Here is a 17,073-nt window from a genome sequence, read left to right on the forward strand (position 1 = left end):
GTTCACCCCTTGCGCAGCCAGCCGCCGAAGGCGCGGCTGAGCAGGCCGCCGCGCTGCGCGTTGGCGGCGGTGCCGGCGGCCAGCTCGACCAGGTCCGAGGGCACGCCCTCGGGCACGGTGCGCGGCGACGATGCGATCTGCCCGAGGTTCTCGAACAGGTAGCGCCGCGGCTCCACGCGATGGCCCAGCATCTGCGCGGCCTGCTGCACGGCGCGCAGCACCAGCAGCGAGTCGCCGCCCAGGTCGAAGAAGTTGTCGCTGGCGCGGATGTCCTCCACGTCGATGCCGATCACGCCGGCCCAGATCTGGGCGAGCTGCGCATGCTCCGGGTTGAGCAGGGCCTGCCGCGCCTTGCGCTCCTCGCCGGCGGCGGCCGCCGGGGCCCCCTTGCCGGGCTCCTCGGCCGCGAGCTTGCGCAGGTAGGCGGCGCTGGTGGAGTCCTCGGTGCTCGCGATGTCGGCCAGCGTGGCGTTCGGGTCTTCGGCGACGCGGCGCAGCACCTCGAGGTAGCGCTCGCGCAGCTGCGCACCGGTCTCGCGCAGGTACACGTCGGCGTTGTAGATCAGCGCGCCTTCCAGGCCGTGCGGCTTGTCCATCAGCCACACGCCGATGTCGTCGGTGGCGCCGTGCTGCATCACGTGCATCTGGCGGGTCTGCAGGCTGCCCACCGAGCGGGCGCGTTCGCGGGCGTCCTGGAACGAGAACATCGACTGGTACGGGCCCGAGGTCTTGATCTGGCTCGCGTAGCCCGGCTCGGCCATCAGGCGCTCGAACGGCACCTGCTGGTTGTTCATCATCGACAGCAGTTCCTGCTTCACGTAGTGCATGAACTCGGGCAGCGTCTGCTTCAGGTCGACCGCCAGCGACACCGGCAGCACGTTGTTGAAGAAGCCCATGATGTCTTCGGTCTCGGCCTGCTGGCGCCCGCGCACCGGGTTGGCGAGCACGATGAAGTCGCTGCCGATCACGCGGGCCATGGTCAGCGCGTAGACGCCGAAGGTCAGCATGCTGAGCGTCACGTCCATGTCGCGTGCGATCTCGCGCAGGCGCTGCGTGCTCTGCAGGTCGATGTTGATCCAGTGCGCGCCGCCCTGGCCGCTCTTGCCCGCGCGGCGCGGCATGTCGGTGCGCGGCGGGCGGGCCGCCCTGGCGCCTTCGAGCCGGCGGCGCCAGAATTCCAGCTGCTCCTCGCAGGCGGGCTCGGTCATCCACTTCTGCAGCCACTCGGCGTAGTCGCCGTGGGTGGTGGCGAGGGCGGGCAGGTTGTGCGGGCGGCCGCGCTCGGCCGCGTCGTAGAGCGCGCCCAGCTCGTTCTGCAGCAGGTCGAAAGACCAGCCGTCCCAGATCAGGTGGTGCGGCACGAACAGGAAGACATGCTCGTTGTCGTCGATCTGGAACAGCGTGGCGTTGGCCATCGGCGCCTTGTGGATGTCGATGGGCCGGTCCGCGAGCTCCTGCATGCGCTCGGCCAGTTCGGCGTCGCGCTGGTCGGCCGGCAGGCCGCGCAGGTCGACCTGCGGCAGCGCGAATTCCACAGACTCCGCGATCAGTTGCAGTGGCTCGCCGGTCTGCGGATCGCTGCCGATGCGGGTGCGCAGCGAGGGCTGGCGGCGGATCATTTCGCGCAGCACGCCTTCGAAGCGCGCCGCGTCGAGCTTGCCCAGCAGGCGCTGCGCCGACGGTGCGTTGTAGACCGAGCGGCCCGGGTGCAGCTCTTCCATGAAGCGGATGCGCTCCTGCGCCAGGGTGAGCGGCGCGGCGCGGCGCTCGGCGCGCAGCGCAATGGGCGCCTGCAGGCCGACGCCCGCGCCCTGCAGCGCCTGGATGGCCGCGGCCAGCTTCTCGGCCGTGGGCGCCTCGAACAGGGTGCGCAGCGGCAGCGTCACCTGGAACTCCCGGCTCAGCAGGGTGGTCAGGCGCGCGGCCAGCAGCGAATGGCCGCCCATGGTGAAGAAGTCGTCGTGCATGTCCAGGCCCGGCAGGCTCAACACCTTCTCCATGGCCGCGTGCACCTTGCGCTCGTGGTCGTTGCGCGGGCCGGCGCCGCGGCGCACCTCGTCGCGTGCCGCGGCTTGCGGCGGCGGCAGCGAGATGCGGTCGACCTTGCCGTTCTGCATGGTGGGCAGCGCGTCGAGCGTCACCACGTGCTGCGGCAGCATGAAGGCCGGCAGGTGCTTGCGCAGGTGCACCATGAGCGCGTCGAGGTCGAAGGTGGCGCCCGGGGTCAGCCCCAGGTAGGCGACCAGGCGCACGTCGCCGGGGTTGTCCTCGCGGGCCACGACCACGCTGCGCGAGACGCCGGGCACCTCGCAGCAGCGCACCTCGATCTCGCCGGGCTCGATGCGGTAGCCGCGCACCTTCACCTGGAAGTCGAGCCGGCCGAGGTGGTCGAGCAGGCCGTCGTTGCGCCAGCGGCCGCGGTCGCCCGAGCGGTACACGGTCTTGGGCACGCCGAAGATGCGCACGGTGACGAAGCGCTCGGCCGTCAGCTCGGCGCGGTCGAGGTAGCCGAGCGACACGCCTTCGCCGGCGATGCAGATTTCACCGGGAACACCGACGGGGCAGGGCTGCAGGTCGGCGTCGAGGATCCAGATCTCGGTGTTGTCCACGGGCTTGCCGATGGACACGCCGCGCGAGGCGATTTCCTCGGGGCGCACGTGCCAGGCGGTGGAGTACACGGTGGTCTCGGTCGGGCCGTAGCCGTTCCACAGGCCTTCCATGCGCTCGCACAGCGCGAGCGCCAGGCTGGGGCGCAACGCCTCGCCGCCGGTCCAGCCGCGAAAGCCCGGGGCGCCTTGCCATTGCGCGTCGAGCAGCACCTGCCACATGCCGGGCGTGGCCTGCAGCAGGGTGATCTGCTCTTCGTCGAGCATCCGCGACAGGCGGTTGCCGTCCATGGCCACGTCGCGCTGCACCATCACCAGCTCGGCGCCGGCCGCCAGCGGCAGCAGCAGGTCGGGCACGGCCATGTCGAAGGACAGCGTGGTGACGGCCGCGATGCGGTCGGCCGGGCTGATGCCCGACTCGCGCTGCATCCACTGCAGCAGGTGAGCCACGCCGCGGTGGTGCGCGATGACGCCCTTGGGCAGGCCGGTGGAGCCCGAGGTGTAGATGACGTAGGAGGCGTCGTCGGGGCCGGCGTCGTCGGCGCTTGGCGGCAGGGCTTCTGCGGAGAGTTGGCGCCAGGCGGTGTCGCGGTCGATCTCGAAGATGCGCTGGCCGGCGTCGGCGCGCCAGTCGCGCGGGGTGGCCGCGATGTCCGACGTGGTCAGCATCAGGCTGAGCTTGGCGTCGCTGGCGTAGTGGTCCAGGCGGGCCTGCGGGAAGGCCGGGTCCAGCGGCACGTACGAGGCGCCCGCTTTCAGGATGCCCAGCATCGAGACCACCATTTCCAGGCTGCGGTTCAGGCACAGGCCCACGCGCTGGCCGCGCGCGACGCCGCGCGCGCGCAGGGCATGCGCCATCCGGTTGGAGAGCGCGTCGAGTTCGCTGTAGCTGCAGCTGCGCGCGCCGTCGCGCACGGCCGGGTGGTGGGGCTGCTGCGGCACGCGCGCCAGGAAGCCGGCATGCGCCAGCGGCGCGCCGACCAGCGGCACGCGCGCCGGCTGCAGCGCGAGCAGCGCACGCGCGCCGTCGCCCGACAGCACGTCGAGGCGGCCGACGGTTTCGTCCGGCTTGTGCGTGGCCGACTGCAGCACGCACTCGAACATGTCGAGCCAGCGCTGCACGCTGACGTCGTCGAACAGGTCGGTGTTGTATTGCGCCTCGATCACCAGGCCGCCGTCGAGCGGGCGCAGGTTGAGGAAGAGCTCGAAGTTCTCGTACTGGCGCGCGATGGTGTCCTGCACCACGTCGATGCCGGTGAAGGCCTGCGCGCTGCTGGCCACGTCGGGGTCGACGTTGAAGGCCACGCTCACCAGCGGCAGCCGGCTCGGGTCACGCTCGAGCGAGAGTTGCCCCAGCAGCGCGCCGTAGGTCAGCGCCTGGTGGTCGAAGGCGTCGAGCACGGCGGTATTGCATTCGTCCATCAGCGCGTCGAAGCGCATGCCGGTGTTGGCGGCCAGGCGCAGCGGCAGCAGGTTCACGCAGTGGCCGACCAGGCCGGGCATGTCGTGCGCGAGCTGGCCCGACGCCGGAATGCCGACCACGATGTCTTCCTGCCCCGTGAGGCGGTGCAGCGTGGCCACGAAGCCGCTGAGCAGGCCGGTGAACAGGCTCACGCCGGCCTTGGTGCTGGTGGTGCGCACGGCGCTCACCAGGCGTTTGTCGAGCAGCCGCTCGGCGCGCAGCGAGTTGAAGGTGCGCGTGGCCGGGCGCGGGCGGTCCAGCGGCAGGTCGAGCACCGGCAGCGTGCTGCCCGAGAAGCGGCCCAGCCAGTAGTCGACGTGCGCCTGCATGTCGGGGTGCGCGGCGTCGTCGGCTTCCTGCGCGGCAAAGTCGGCGAAGAGCGGCGCGGGCTTGAGCTTCAGGCCCACGCCGGTCTGCTCGGCATACAGGTGGCCCAGCTGCTCGGTGATGACGGCCCACGACCAGCCGTCGCAGACCACGTGGTGCGCCGACATCACGAGCTCGTGCTCGGCCTCGCCCAGGCGGTACAGCACCGCGCGGAACAGCGGGCCGTGCTCGAGCGAAAAGGGCGTGCACACGGCTTCGTTGTGGGCGGCGCGCAGGGCCCGCGTGCGGGCTTCGGGTTCGAGGCCGCTCAGGTCTTGCTGCAGCAGGTGGTTGTCGCCGGGCTGGCTCACCAGCATGCAGGTGCCGTCGGGCGAGATGGTGGCGCGCAGGGCCTGGTGGCGTTCGAGCAGCAGCGCCATCGACTGCGCCAGGGCTTCGCTGTCCAGCGTGCCGCGCATGCGCAGCAGCACCGATTCGTTGTAGGCCAGGGAGGCCTCGGTGCTCAGCGTTGCGCCGAGCCAGACTTCACGTTGCGATTGCGTCGTCGCAACGATGCATTCGATGGCGCCACCGCTGGCGGTGGGCTTGAGAACGGCGTTCATGCTGCGGCCTTTCCATTGATGAGGTGATGACTGGGGCTGGCCGTGTCGGGCACGTACCAGAAGGGCTGGCCGTCGACGTCGCGCGCCAGCACCGAGCCTTCTTCGGCGGGCTTGCGCAGGTCGAAGCCGGTGACGACCGCGGCGCGGCGCGGCAGGAAGCCGGATTCCTGCATCTCGGCGACCGACTCCTTGAAGGCGCGCTGGATGAAGGCGATGTCCTCGGCGCTGTGCGCGCTCGTGAGGAAGCAGGGGAAGTTGTCCAGGATGTGGATGCCGCGGCTGCGCATCATGGCGAACAGCAGGTCCTGCAGCGGGTGGTCCTCGAGCCAGCTCACGCGCCACAGCGAGGCGAAGTGGCGGATCTCGATGGGCGCGCCCACCTCCTTGCACCAGCCCGAGAGTTCCGCGGCCATGGCCGAGGTGTTGCCCGTGAGGCCGGCCTGCAGCGCGGGCCCGGCTTCCTTCAGGTGGGTGAGCGAGGCCTTGGCCGCGGCCAGCGCCAGCGGGTGGCGCACGAAGGTGCCGGCGAAGTAGGTCACGCCCACGCCCGGGATCGAGTCGTCGCCGTACTGCCAGGGGCCGCCGTCGAGCGCGTCCATGAACTCGCGCTTGCCGGCGATCACGCCCACCGGAAAGCCGCCGCCGATCACCTTGCCGTAGGTGGCCAGGTCGGCGCGCACGCCGAACAGCTCCTGCGCGCCGCCCAGCGCGGTACGAAAGCCCGTGATGACCTCGTCGAAGATCAGGCAGCAGCCGCTCTTGGCGGTGATGTCGCGCACTTCGTGCAGGAACTCGCGCGGCTGGAAGTCGGGCCGGCGGCTTTGCACCGGCTCGGCCAGCACGGCGGCCAGGTCGTCGGCGTTCTCGCGGATGAAGGCCAGCGCCTCGGGCGTGCCGTAGTCGAGCACGCGGATGTCGCCGAACATGCCGCTCATGACGCCCGGCGCGGCCGACAGGCCCTTGCCCGACTTGCCGGCGCGCACCAGAACTTCGTCGAAGGTGCCGTGGTAGGAGCCGGTGAACACCACCACCGTGCTGCGGCCGGTGACGGTGCGCGCGATGCGCAACGCGGCCATCACGGCCTCGGAGCCGGTGTTGCACAGGCCGGCGCGGTCGCTGCCGGTGAGCTCGCAGATCAGCGCCGTGACCTCGGCCGCCAGCGGATGCTGCGGGCCGATCTCGTAGCCTTCGTCGAGCTGCTTGCGCACGGCGTCCTGCACGAAGTCGGGCTGCCAGCCGAACATGTTCATGCCGAAGCCGTTGAGCACGTCGACGTACTCGTTGCCGTCGAGGTCCCACATCTTCGAGCCCTTGGAGCGCTCGATGACGATCTGGTAGGTGATCTCCTTGGTGATCGGGCGGAAGCCGTTGACCACGCGCGGGTCGGCCATGTGGGGGCGGTTGGACTCGGTGAACTGCTTGCTTTTCTGCGTGCGTTCCACGTAGCGCCGCATGAAGGCCGCGAGCCGCGCCTTCTGCCGGCCGCTGGGCTCGGCGGTGCGCTGCGTGTGGATGCGGGCGATGGCGCCGAAGGCCTTGGCCACGTCGTAGCGCACGGGCTGATGGGTGGCGGGTTCGTCGGCAGCGGGCGTGGCGGAGACCGCGGTTGCGGCTGGTGCGGTGGGTTCAGCCACCGGTTGCGCGGCTTGCGTGACCTGTGCGACCTGCGCGACAGGCATGGCCTGCAGCGTCATGAGCGGCGCGGCCTGCGCGGCGCCCGACAGCAGGGCCAGCTGCTGGCGCATCAATTCCATCTGCTGCGAAATGAGCTGCGGAAGCGGGTCGCCGCCGCCGATGCCGGCTTGCATCGGCGCATACACCGGCATGGGCATGGCCACGGGCTGGTAGGCGGCGACGGCCTGCACGGGTGCGGGCATGGCCGCCGCGGTCACCGGCGCGGCGGCAGGTGCTGCAACCGGCGTGGCTTCAGGCGGCAGGCTTTCCCGCAGGAAGCCCGACAGCGCGTCGAAGCTGCGGTAGTTCTCCATCAGCTGGCGGAAGCTGAGGTTGACCTTGAAGTGCTTCTTGATCTGCGTGGCGGCCTGCGTGAGCGTGAGCGAGTCCAGTCCCAGCTCGCCGAAGGCGGCGTGTCCTTCCGCCTGCGCCATGTCGAGGCCGGAGATGTCCTCGAACAAGGTGCGCAGGCGCGCATCCACGTTGGAGGCGGGGGGAGGAAGAGGCGAGGGCGTTGCAGCGGTCACGGTCGGCTCCAGGGCGGTAGGTGAAACAAGGAAGACAGGTGAAGGGGCCGGGGCTGCGACGGGCGCGGTCTCGGTGGCGATGGGGGGGACGGTGGCGATGTCGACCCAGAAGCGCTTGCGCTCGAACGGCGTGGTGGGCAGCTGCACGCGTTGCGCGCCGGTGCGCGACACGAGCCGCGAGAGCTCGACGTCGGCGCCGCAGGTCCAGAGGCGGCCCAGCGCCAGGTGCAGGGTGCGGGCCTCGTCGGCGGGGTCGCCCTGCAGCAGCGGCACCACAGCGGTTGCGCCGTGCTGGCGCACCAGCGTCGAGAGCATGTTGCGGGGGCCGGCTTCGACGAACAGCGGGTTGGCCACCTGCGCCATCGCGCAGCGCACGGCCGGCGAGAAGTGCACGGTGCCGCGCAGGTGCTGGGCCCAGTAGGTGGCGCTGGTGGCCTCGGCGCCTTCGAGCAGGCGGCCGGTCATGGTCGAGAAGATGGGCGTGTACGGTGCGTGCAGTTCGACCTGCCGCACCAGCGCCTCGAAGGGCGCGACGGCGCCGTCCATCATGGCGGAGTGGAAGGCGTGCGAGGTCTGCAGCGCGCGCGCCGGAATGCCGTCGGCCTCGAGCGCGGCCTGCAGCGCGGCAATGGCGTCGAAGGGGCCGGCGGCCACGCAGGCGGTGGGGCCGTTCTCGGCGGCCAGCGACAGCTGCGGACCGAAGCGGTCGAGCCTGTCCAGCAGCTCGGCCGCACCCAGGCGCACCGACAGCATGGCGCCGGCCGGCTGGGCCTGCATGAGCGCGCCGCGCCGGGCGACGAGCCTGGCGGCGTCTTCGAGACGCATCACGCCGGCCAGCACGGCCGCCACGAACTCGCCCACGCTGTGGCCGATCAGCGCCTGCGGGCGCGCACCGAGCGACAGCACGCGGCGGGCCAGCGCGTATTCGAGCGCGAAGATGGCCGGCTGCGTGGCGGCGGTGGGCGCCAGCGATTGCGGGTCGTCCGAGAGCATGCGCGCGCGCAGGTCGAAGTCGACCGCGCCTTCGAAGGCGGCCATGCAGTCGTCGAAGGCGGCGGCGAACACCGGGTCGGCGGCGTGCATGTGCTTGCCCATGCCCGCGTACTGCGCGCCCTGGCCGGGGAACATCAGCACCATCTGCGGTGCGCGTGCGGCTGTGCGGCCGCTGGCGCGCCAGGGCGAGTCGGCATTGCGCAGCGCGGCCGAGGCATCGGCCGCGCTGCCGGCGACCACCACGCGGCGGAAGGCGTGCGCCTTGCGGCCCACGGCCAGCGTGTGGGCCACGTCGGCCAGCGGCAGGCCGGCTTGCGCGTCGAGGTGCGCGGCGAGCTGCTCGCAGGCCACGGCCAACGCAGCCTCCGAGCGGCCCGACAGCGACAGCACCTGTTCGCCGGCCGCGAGGGGCGAGGCCGGCCGAGGCGGTGCCTCCTCGACGATGACATGCGCGTTGGTGCCGCCCACGCCGAACGAACTCACACCCGCGCGGCGCGGCAGGTCGGCGCGCGGCCAGGGTTGCAGTTCGCTGTTGACGTGGAACGGCGTGCGCGCGAAGTCGATCGACGGGTTCGGCGAGCTGAAGTGCACTGTCGGCGGAATCACTTCGTGGTGCAGCGCCAGTGCCGTCTTGATGAGCCCGGCCGCGCCCGCGGCGGTGACCATGTGGCCCACGTTGCTCTTGAGCGAGCCGAGCGTGCAGTAGTCGAGCGCGTCGGTGTGCTCGGCATAGGCCACGGCCAGCGCCTCGACCTCGATGGGGTCGCCCATGGGCGTGGCCGTGCCGTGCGCTTCCACGTAGGAGATGCTGCGCGCGTCGACGCCGGCCGCCGCCAGCGCGGCGCGGATCACCGCGGCCTGGCCGTCGACGCTGGGCGCCGTGAAGCTGGCCTTGGCGCCGCCGTCGTTGTTCACCGCGGCGCTGCGCAGCACGGCGTAGATGGTGTCGCCGTCGGCCTGCGCGTCGGCCAGGCGCTTGAGCAGCACCACGGCCGCGCCGTCGCTGAACACGGTGCCCTGGGCTTGCGCGTCGAAGCTGCGCGTGTGGCCGTCGGGCGAGAGCATCGAGCCCTCGTTGTAGAGATAGCCGCTGCGCGGCGGGCAGGTGACCGAGGCGCCGCCGGCCAGCGCCATGTAGCACTGGCCCGTGCGCAGCGCATGGAAGGCGTGGGCCACGGCCACCAGCGAGGTCGAGCAGGCCGTGTGCACGCTGACGGCGGGGCCGGTCAGGTTGAGCCGGTTGGCCACGCGCGTGGTGATGTAGTCCTTCTCGTTGGCCAGCATCACCTGGAACTCGCCCACGGGCTCCACCAGGTCGGGCCGGGTGCTCACATGGCGCTGGAAGTAGGTGGCGTTGTACATGCCGGCGTACACGCCGACCGGGCCCGGCGCGGCGTCGGGCACGTAGCCCGCGCGTTCGAGGCACTCCCAGCAGATCTCCAGGAACACGCGCTGCTGCGGGTCCATGAGCTGCGCCTCTTTCGGGCCGATGCCGAAGAAGGCGGCGTCGAAGTCTTCGATGCCGTCGATCACGCCGCGTGCGCGCACGTACGACGGGTCGCTGCGCAGCGCCTGGCTGACGCCCGCGTCGAGCGTGGCGTCGTCGAAGAAGGTGATGGTGTCGCGCCCGGCGACGAGGTTGCGCCAGAACTGCTCGACATCGGCGGCGCCCGGAAAGCGGCCGGCGGTGCCGACCAGGGCCACGGCATCGTCATCGATGCCGGACCTTGGCGAAGAAGGGGCCGCCGCGACCGGTCGTGCTTGCGTACCGGTCGCAGCGGCCGTGGCGGGCAGATCGCCCGCCGGCTGCATCCGCGCACCCATTGCTTTTGGCGTGGGATTGCGGAAAAAAAGATTGGTCGACAGCTGCAGCCCGGTGCCGCGCTGCAGCTCGGCGAGCACCTGCAGCACCAGCAGCGAGTCGCCGCCGAGGTCAAAGAAGTTGTCGTTGCGCCCGACCTTGTCGATGCGCAGCGCATGCGCGAAGGCGTCGCACACCTGCTGCTCGAGGGCGTCGTGCGCTTCCTCGAAAGGCTGGGCCAGTTCGGGGCGTTCGCCGGCCGGTTCGGGCAGGGCCTTGCGGTCGAGCTTGCCGTTGGGCGTGACCGGCAGCTGGGCGAGCCACACCTGCGCGGTCGGCACCAGGGCGGCGGGCAGGCGCGTGGCAAGGTGCGCGCGCAGGGCGTCCCACGCGACCTGCTGCGTGCGTGCGACGAGGTACGCCACCAGGCGCAGCTGGCCGCTGGCGTCGGGCCGCGCGAGCACGGCGCACGACTGCACCGCAGGGTGCGCCAGGATGGCGGCCTCGACCTCGCCGGTCTCGATGCGATGGCCGTGGATCTTCACCTGGCCGTCGCGCCGTCCGATGAACTCGAGCGTGCCGTCGGGCAGCCAGCGCGCGAGGTCGCCGGTGCGGTAGAGCCGGTCGTCCGGACCGCCGAAGGGGTCGGGCACGAAGCGTTCGGCGCTCAGCGCGGGTTGGCGCAGGTAGCCGCGCGCCAGGCCGTGGCCGCCGATGCAGAGCTCGCCGACGAAACCGGCCGGCAGCAGCGCCATCGACGGGCTCAGCACGCGCAGCACGGTGTCCTTGATGGGGCGGCCCAGCGGCACCGAACGCAGGTCGTCGGGCAGGGGAGAAGGAATGCGGTGCGTGGCCGCGAAGGTGGTGCACTCGGTCGGGCCGTAGCCGTTGCTGAGCGTGAGCTTCGGCAGTGCCGCCTGCGCGCGCCGCACATGCGGCACCGACAGCGCCTCGCCGCCGGTGAACAGGTGGCGCAGGCCGGCCAGGTGGGCCGGGTCGTCGTCGACCACGGCGTTGAACAGCGCGGCCGTGAGCCATGCGGTGTGCACGTCGTGGCGCGCGATGGTGCGGGCCAGGCCGGCGCCGGTGGGCACGCGCTCGTCGTGGATCACGCAGCAGCCGCCGTTGAGCAGCGGGCCCCAGACCTCGAGCGTGGCCGCGTCGAAGGCGAGCGGCGCCGCATGCAGCACCGCGCGGCCCGCGGCGAGTTCGACATAGTCCACGCCGGCCACGAGCCGCAGGATCGACCGGTGGCAGATCTCGATGCCCTTGGGCGTGCCCGTGGAGCCCGAGGTGTACATCACATAGGCGACCGATTCGCCGTCGACGGACGGCGGATTCCAAGAACTGCGATCTGCCTTGTCGGCATATTCGTCGAGCAGCAATACCGCGTGTTTCGGCGGCACGAGATGGTGGTGCGCCTGCTCGGTCAGCACGTGGTGCGCATGCGTTTCGCCGAGCATGTAGGCGATGCGCTCCGACGGGAAATCGGTCGGCACCGGCACGTAGGCGGCGCCCGCTTTCAGGATGCCGAGCATCGCGACGACGGCGGCCATCGAGCGGTCGAGCAGCAGGCCGACGCTGTCGCCGCCGCGAACGCCCAGGCGCTGCAGGCGGTGTGCGAGTTCGTCGGAGCGCTGGTCGAGCTCCGCGTAGCTCATGCGCAGTTCGCCTTCGGCGACGGCGGTGGCTTCCGGCGCAGCCTGCGCCTGCCGGCGGAACAGGCCGGTGACGGTGAGCGAACGGTCCAGCGGCGACACGGCGGTGTTCCATGCGGCGAGCTGGGTGTCGCTGTCGGCGCGGGGCAGGGTGCGGATGTCGCCGAGCGCGGCATCGGGGCGCGCGAGCAGGTCGGCGGCGGTGTCGGCGATGGCTGCGAGCAGCGTGTCGAGCGCGGCGGCGTCCAGCAGGCTGACCGCACTGTCTATATGCAGGCATGCGCTGGGGGCGTCGAAGCGCAGGCGCAGGGCGGCGTCGGCGCCGTAGGCGGTGTCGATGTCCTGGCGCAGCCAGAGCACGTCGGGGCGCTGCGTGGACAGCGGCGCTTCCGCCGACACGCGGCGGGCCTGGTCCAGTTCCGCGAGCCAGTCACCGGCGGCCCGGGTCGCGTCGTAGGCGGCGGTGGTCGACAGGCGCTGCGTGCGGCCATGAGATGCGTTCGGGCTGAGCGAGGCTTCTTCCAACGTCGGCCAGAGGGTTCCGAGCCAGCGCGACTGCAGCAGCAGCCACGCGCCGGCGAAGGGGGTGTCGGGCAGCAGGTGGGGGGCGGCGGCGAGCCCCTTGGGCAGGTTGCTCGTGTGCCGGGCGTTCGGCGAATCCGGGTGGGCGCGCGGCACGAACAGGTCTCCCAGGAGCAGGTCGGGGGCTGAAACGCGCGACGGCAAAACAGTTTGAATTTCCATGTAAATACCCGGATACGCAATACGATGGAATTAATTGAATGCGCGAAGATATCGCCCAATCAATTGGCGTTCTGAAACGGTCTTCTTTCTTTTTCTTGACTCGATCCTAGGAGGTTTGAGACGGCCAAAGTGTGGTCTTAAGGCCTAGGTTACATTCAGACAAGGTTATTTCGAAAACGTACTACCCGAACTGTCCAGTTCGAGGTAACTGATGCGTGGTTTGGAGGTTCCGAGGGGCTGCGCCAGCTGTCCAGAGGCACCGGAATGCGCTCCCGAACCGGGGTACTCATGGGGAGATGCACAGGGGAGACCGCGGGAAAACCAGCGCACCAGATGGTTCGCGCGGATAACCGGATCGGTGCATACATTTCACTGGGGAGCGATGCGTAAAACGCACCGCTGCGGCGCTCGCATCAGGAAACATTGACCGGATTTGGTGCTGTTATCAATTCGCCGGTTCTGTAACTGAATAAAAAATCGCTGTACAAAACCTAAAAATAGCCAAAACTCCGAATTCATTCAAAGCAATCGAGAATCAATCTTCATGAGGGCTAAAAATGTTAAGCGACATCCTATTACCAGGTGTAGTTCTCAGGCCCCGTGATCTCTACTTCGAGGCGGAAATACCGAATATCTCGAAAGGACTGGAGGCCAATGCCACGTATTTCGGCAATGCCGGGTGGGCCCAGGAGTACCTGGACTTCTGCCACCGCGACGCGCACTTCCGAAGCCGGTGGCTCGCCGCGGGCGGGGACTGGACCGGCAAGGTCGTCATCGACCTGGGCTGTGGCCCCGGCAATGTGTTCGCCACGCTGGGCGGCAAGCCCGAGCTGCTGGTGGGTGTCGACGTGGCCGCGGGGTCGCTGGAGCTGGCTTCGCGGCTCGGCTACACGGCGGTGCTGGCCGACGCGGCGCACACGCCGTTCAACTCGGGCGTGGCCGACATCGTGGTGATCAATGCCTCGCTGCACCACTGCGACGACATGGACGCGGTGCTGCGGGAGGGCGCGCGGCTGGTGAAGCCCTACGGCGTGCTCATCACCGACCACGACCCGCAGCTCACGGCCTGGGACTACAAGGGCCTGGCCAAATTCCTCTGGGATGCGCGGCTGTGGGTCTACCGCATGACGCGGCACGGCTTCCACAAGTCGGGCAGCCAGCAGTCGTGGGGCCTGCGCACCGAGATTCACCACCGGCCCGGCGACGGCGTGACGAAGGAGTTCTTCCAGCACACGCTGGAACCGCTGGGCTTCGAGGTCAGCGTGCATCCGCACAACCACCAGATCGGCGCCGATGCGCTGCGAGGCCACGTCGGCCCGGCGCAATGGAAGTACCGCATGGGCAACGCGCTGTCGGGCCGCGACCCGGCGGCGCCCGCCAGCGCGCTGTCGCTGATGTGCATCGCCCGGCGCGGGCCGCAAGAAGGAGCCGCCGCGATGATGTGAGGTTTCGGCGGGCCGGCGACTGCTGGTAGCCTCTGCGGATTATTCGAACGCGCCCCGGCGACGGGGACGCGCCATCAGGTAATCCAGGAAGGACTCCCGCAGTGGTTGTGACAGTCAGGACAGGCCGAGCAGGCCCAGAAGGCAGGGCAGGCAGAGGTTGGCGCGCGTGCATCGCGCTCGTGGCGGCAGTGATGGTGGCGGCGTGCTCGACCTCGCCGAAGATGCCCGTGGCAGGCCCCGGCGAGTACGTGGTGCAGCCCGGCGACACGCTCTACCGCATCGCATCGAAGACCGGCCGCTCGACCGGCGACATCGCCCGCTGGAGCAACCTGCAGGACCCCGACAAGCTCGAGGCGGGGCAGGTGCTTCGCATTGCGCCGCCGGGCGGCGCAACGGCCTCGGCGCCACCCGATGCTTCGCCGCCGCCCCGGAGCGCAAGCGCCGAGCGCGCAAGGCCGCCGAGGAACCGCGAGGCCCGCGACCCCGAGCCGGCCACGCCGCCCGCATCGCGCCGCAGCGACTGGGGCTGGCCCGCGCCGGGCCAGGTGATCGCGGGCTTCAACGGCGGCAGCAACAAGGGCGTCGACATCGCGGCCAATCCGGGCGACCCGGTGGTGTCGATGGGCGCGGGCAAGGTGGCCGTGACCGAGATGCTGCGCGGCTACGGCAGCGTGGTCATGATCGACCACGGCGGCTCGTACATGTCGGTCTACACCAATCTGCACACGGTGCAGGTCAAGCAGGGGCAGCGCGTGGAGCGCGGCCAGAAGATCGCCGACCTTGGCGGCGGCGACAGCGGGCGCAGCAAGCTGCACTTCGAGATCCGCTACCGCGGCAACGCGGTCGACCCGCGCCAGTACCTGACCGCGCGCTGACTTTCTCGGCCGATCGGCGCTCTATCTGGCGAAAGGCATCCCCCGAATTGGTGATATCGCCGCGCCCTCGAAATGCGCAGACTCGCCCCCTGTTCTCAGGAAGGGGCGTTCATGGAACTCATGGATTGGATGTTGGTTGCGGTCGGCATCGCATTGGCGCTGGCGACGCAATGGTTTCTGCTGGCGCAGTTCAGCCGCGACTGGAAGCCGATGCGCGACCAGATCGCCGAACAGGTGACGCAATCGGCTGCCCTGGTCGAAGAGTGCGCGTCGGGCTTCGTTCCGAAAGCCTAGGCGCTCAGCGCCCCTGCCACGCAGGCGGGCGCCCGGCCTCGAAGGCGTCGACGCCTTCCCTGAAATCCCTGCTGCCGTAGCACCGCCGCACCAGGTCATCGGTGTCGGGCGCGCCCTGGGCCGTGCCGCGGCGCAGCGCCTCCTTGGCAGCGGCCTGCGTCACCGGTGCCAGCGCTCCCAGCCGCGCGCACAGCGCGCTCACCGCCGCATCGAGTTCTTCTGCCGCGCAGACCTGTTCGAGGAAGCCGCAGGCGAGCGCTTCGTCCGCGCCGATGATCTGCGCGAGCAGCAGCATGCGCCGCACCGGCTGCAGCCCCCACGCGGCGCGCAGCCGCGCGAAGTTCAGCGACGACAGCGTGTTGCCCAGCGTGCGCGCAATCGGCACGCCGAAACGCGCACCCGGCGTGCCGATGCGAAAGTCGCAGGCCGTCGCAATGGCCAGCCCGCCGCCCACGGCCCAGCCGTCGACGACCGCCAGCGTGGGCATCGGCAGTTGCTCGACGAGGCCGATGCCCGCGTCGATGCGCCGCTCGTAGGCCACGCCGTCATCGCCGCCTTCGAAGGGCTTGAACTGCGCGATGTCGGTGCCCGCAACGAAGGCCTGGCCGCCCGCGCCGCGCATCACCACCACGCGCACCTCGGCGGCGCGCGAGGCGAGCGCCTCGCAGTGCGCCGCCAGCTGCTCGTACATCGCCCAGGTCATCGCGTTGCGCGCGGCGGGGCGATCGAAGGTCAGCGTGGCGATGGGGCCCGCGACGGTGAGTGAAACGTGTCCCTCGCCGTTCGCCGGCGAAGTGCCTCCCTCGCCGCGTGCCGGTGAATTGCGTCCTTCGCCGCTCATGCGCCGAACGCTCCCGCCGCAGCCAGCTCGCGCTGTTCCTGCGCCGCAATGCCGAACTCCGCCAGCACCTCGGCCGTGTGCTCGCCGAGCAGCGGCGGCGGGCGGCGAACCTGCTGCGGCGTGCCGCCCATCTTCACTGCGAAGCCGATGTTCGGCACCTTGCCCTCGACGGGGTGATCGATCTCGATGCGCATCTGGCGGTGCTTGCCGTGCGCGCTCTCGAAGGCCTGCGGGTAGGTGAGGATCGGGCCGGCCGGAATGCCGACGGCCAGGAGCCGCTCGATCCAGTTCTCGCTGGTGTCCTGCGCGAAGCTGCGCTCCAGCGACTCGACCAGCGCGAGGCGGTTGGCCAGGCGCAGCGACACGGTGGAAAAACGCTCTTCGTCGAGCAGGTCGAGCCGCTCGATGACCTTGCACAGCGTCTGCCACAGCTTCTGGTTGGTTGCGCCCATCACGAAGTGCCCGTCGGCCGCCTTCATGGCCTGGTAGGGCGCGCTCATGCGGTTGGCCGTGCCCAGCGGCTCGGGCTCGCGGCCGGTGCCCCAGTACTCGGAGATGTCCCAGACGGAGAACGCCAGCGCCGAGTCGAACAGCGAGGCGTCGACGTACTGGCCGCGCCCCGTGGCCTTGGCACCGATGTACGCGGCGAGCATGCCGTAGGTGGCGAACAGCGCGCAGCCGATGTCGGCCACCGGCACCCCGGCCTTCACCGGTGGGCCGTCGGGGTAGCCGGTGACGCTCATGATCCCGGACATGGCCTGCGCCATCAGGTCGAAGCCCGGGCGCGCCGCCCATGGCCCGGTCTGGCCGAAGCCCGAGATGCTCACGTACACCAGCTTCGGGTTGATGGCGCTCAGCGTCTCGTAGTCGGTGCCCAGCCGTTTCATGACGCCGGGGCGGTAGTTCTCCACCAGGATGTCGGCCTCCTTCACCATGCGGTAGAGCACCTGGCGGCCGCTCTCCGATTTCAGGTCGAGCGTGATGCTGCGCTTGTTGCGGTTCATGTTGAGGAAGCCCATGCTGTCCGAGCCCTTGAGCTTGAAGCCCATGGCGCCGCGCGTCTGGTCGCCGCCTTGCGGCGGCTCGACCTTGACGACGTCCGCGCCCAGGTCGGCCAGCAGCATGCAGGCATAGGGGCCGGCCATGACCTGGCTCACGTCGAGCACGCGAACGCCGGCCAGCGGCAGGGGGCGGGAGGAGGGGGTGTCGCTGTCGCTCATCTGT

7 protein-coding genes are annotated in these 17,073 nt (G+C 70.4%); 3 read left to right on the forward strand and 4 right to left on the reverse strand.

Annotation, left to right across the window (positions count from 1 at the left end; genetic code table 11):
• Positions 1–2 precede the first annotated feature (2 nt).
• The gene (locus tag BM004_RS12640) at positions 3–4,997 is read right to left on the reverse strand and encodes a non-ribosomal peptide synthetase (protein WP_093213656.1); all 4,995 of its coding nucleotides are present in this window, start codon (positions 4,995–4,997) and stop codon (positions 3–5) included.
• Positions 4,994–12,328: a polyketide synthase gene (locus BM004_RS12645; RefSeq protein WP_256219874.1), complete on the reverse strand. Its 7,335-nt coding sequence runs from the start codon at positions 12,326–12,328 to the stop codon at positions 4,994–4,996. The genes BM004_RS12640 and BM004_RS12645 overlap by 4 nt, the downstream gene beginning before the upstream one ends.
• Before the next feature lie 623 nt (positions 12,329–12,951).
• Between BM004_RS12645 and BM004_RS12650 the strand changes: the two genes are divergently transcribed.
• From BM004_RS12650 to BM004_RS12660, 3 genes are all read left to right on the forward strand, one after another.
• Positions 12,952–13,839: a class I SAM-dependent methyltransferase gene (locus BM004_RS12650; protein WP_093213662.1), complete on the forward strand. Its 888-nt coding sequence runs from the start codon at positions 12,952–12,954 to the stop codon at positions 13,837–13,839.
• A gap of 179 nt (positions 13,840–14,018) precedes the next feature.
• Complete coding sequence (locus BM004_RS12655) at positions 14,019–14,714, forward strand: peptidoglycan DD-metalloendopeptidase family protein (protein ID WP_256219875.1); 696 nt, start codon at positions 14,019–14,021, stop codon at positions 14,712–14,714.
• Between the two features lie 111 nt (positions 14,715–14,825).
• Positions 14,826–15,008, forward strand: coding sequence for a hypothetical protein (locus BM004_RS12660; protein ID WP_093121899.1), 183 nt, complete (start codon positions 14,826–14,828; stop codon positions 15,006–15,008).
• Between the two features lie 4 nt (positions 15,009–15,012).
• On the opposite strand, the gene BM004_RS12665 is transcribed toward BM004_RS12660, so the two are convergent.
• Positions 15,013–15,849 (reverse strand): enoyl-CoA hydratase/isomerase family protein, encoded by an 837-nt coding sequence (locus BM004_RS12665; protein WP_093213667.1) that lies wholly within the window; start codon positions 15,847–15,849, stop codon positions 15,013–15,015.
• Positions 15,846–17,069, reverse strand: coding sequence for a CaiB/BaiF CoA transferase family protein (locus tag BM004_RS12670; RefSeq protein ID WP_093213670.1), 1,224 nt, complete (start codon positions 17,067–17,069; stop codon positions 15,846–15,848). Before BM004_RS12670 ends, BM004_RS12665 begins: the two co-directional genes overlap by 4 nt.
• Between the last annotated feature and the right edge of the window lie 4 nt (positions 17,070–17,073).

It is taken from the genome of Variovorax sp. OK212 (genome assembly GCF_900112425.1).
In the GTDB taxonomy this organism is placed as follows: domain Bacteria; phylum Pseudomonadota; class Gammaproteobacteria; order Burkholderiales; family Burkholderiaceae_C; genus Variovorax.